Annotated in this window: 1 protein-coding gene; it reads left to right on the forward strand. The window is 75.1% G+C overall.

What is annotated here, in order from left to right:
- Nucleotides 1-45: 45 nt before the first annotated feature.
- A partial coding sequence (locus EAO70_RS35385) for a class I adenylate-forming enzyme family protein (RefSeq protein WP_148006906.1) occupies nucleotides 46-1,710 on the forward strand: 1,665 nt, incomplete at its 3' end.

Consider the following 1,710-nt stretch of genomic DNA (forward strand, 5'->3'; position numbering starts at 1 on the left):
GACCAGCGCCGGACGGACCGGACGCCCACGCCGAGGAGAGTCACCATGCAGCTCAGCACCGCACCGGCCGCCCCGCGCACCGACCTGCCGCTCGACGGGGCTCCGCACCTCGCCGCCCCGCTCGCCGAGTCGCTCCGCCCCGCGGACACCGCGGCGCAGCTCTCGGAGCACACCGTCGGCTCCCTGCTTCGCGAGGTCGCCGCCGACCGCCCGGATGCCCCGGCCCTGGAGTCGGTCCCCGACGACGGCGCCGCGCCGCGCACCTGGACGTACGCCGAGCTGCTCGCCGAGGCCGTGAGCGTGGCGGGCGGGCTGCGGGAGCGCGTCGGACTCGGCGCGCGGGTCGCCCTGTGGGCGCCGAACGTCCCGGAGTGGCCGATCGTGGCGTACGCGGCGGCGCTGGCCGGGGTGACCCTGGTGGCGCTGAACCCGGCGCTGCGGGCCGGCGAGCTCGCCCACGCCCTGCGCACCTCCGAGGCCGAGATGCTGATCCACGCCGACGCCGTCCGGGGCCATGACATGGCCGGGACGGTGGCCGCGGTGGTCCCGGCCATGCCCGGTCTGCGGCACGTCGTGCCGCTCGCCGCGTGGGAGTCGCTGCGGGGTGCCGCGCCGCTTCCCTCGCAGGAGGAGGTCGCCGCCGTCCCGGCGCAGATCCAGTTCACCTCGGGCACCACCGGCCTCCCGAAGGCGGTGCTGCTCTCCCACCGGTCCGTGGTCAACGTGGCCCGGCTGACCTTCGAGGGTCTCGGCGTCCGCGACGGCGCGACCGTGGTCTCCCCGCTGCCGATGTTCCACACCGCGGGCTGTGTCATCTCCTGCCTGGGGCCGCTGTGGAGCGGCGGCGTCTTCACGCTCCTGGAGCGCTTCGACCCCAAGGTCCTCTTCGAGGTGCTGCGCCGCTCCCCCGGCGCGGTGCTCACCAGCGTTCCGACGGTGCTGACCGCCCTGAACGACGTGGCCCGCGCCGCCGACGGCGTGCCGGCCCGGCTCTCCTCCGTCCTCACGGGCGCGGCGCCGGTCCGCCCGCAGCTCATCACCGAGACCGAGGAGCTGTTCTCGACCACGGTGTTCAACCTGTACGGGCAGACCGAGCTGGCGTCCGTGGTCACACTGACCCGTCCGGACGACACCGCCGAGGACAAGACCAGCACCGTCGGCCGTCCCCTGCCGCACGTCGCGTGCAAGATCGTGGACCCGGACACCGGCCGGGTGCAGCCGCTCGGCGTCCCCGGCGAGATCTGCGCCCGCGGCTACCAGCAGCTCCTCGCGTACTACGGCGACGCGGAGGCCACCGCCCGGAAGGTGGACGCGGACGGCTGGCTGCACACCGGCGACATCGGGTCGATGGACGCGAGCGGCGCGGTCCGGATCGAGGGCCGGCTGAGCGACCTGATCATCCGGGGCGGCGAGAACATCGCGCCCGGCCCCGTCGAGTCCTTCCTCAGCACGCTGCCGGGCGTCCGCGACGCCCTGGTGGTGGGGGTGCCGGACGACCGGTGGGGCGAGATCGTCGCCGCGGTGCTGCTCCCCACCGCCGACCGCCCGGAGGGCCCGGACGTCGAGGAGTGCGTCGCCCACTGCCGCGAGCAGCTCTCCCCGCACAAGATCCCGGTCCGGTGGTACCTCGCGGACGGGCTGCCGCTGACCGCCTCCGGCAAGATCCAGAAGTTCCGGGTCCAGGAGCTGATCGCCGAGGGCTCCCTCCCC

The sequence above is a fragment of the Streptomyces sp. adm13(2018) genome, assembly GCF_008042145.1.
Classification (GTDB): Bacteria; Actinomycetota; Actinomycetes; order Streptomycetales; family Streptomycetaceae; genus Streptomyces.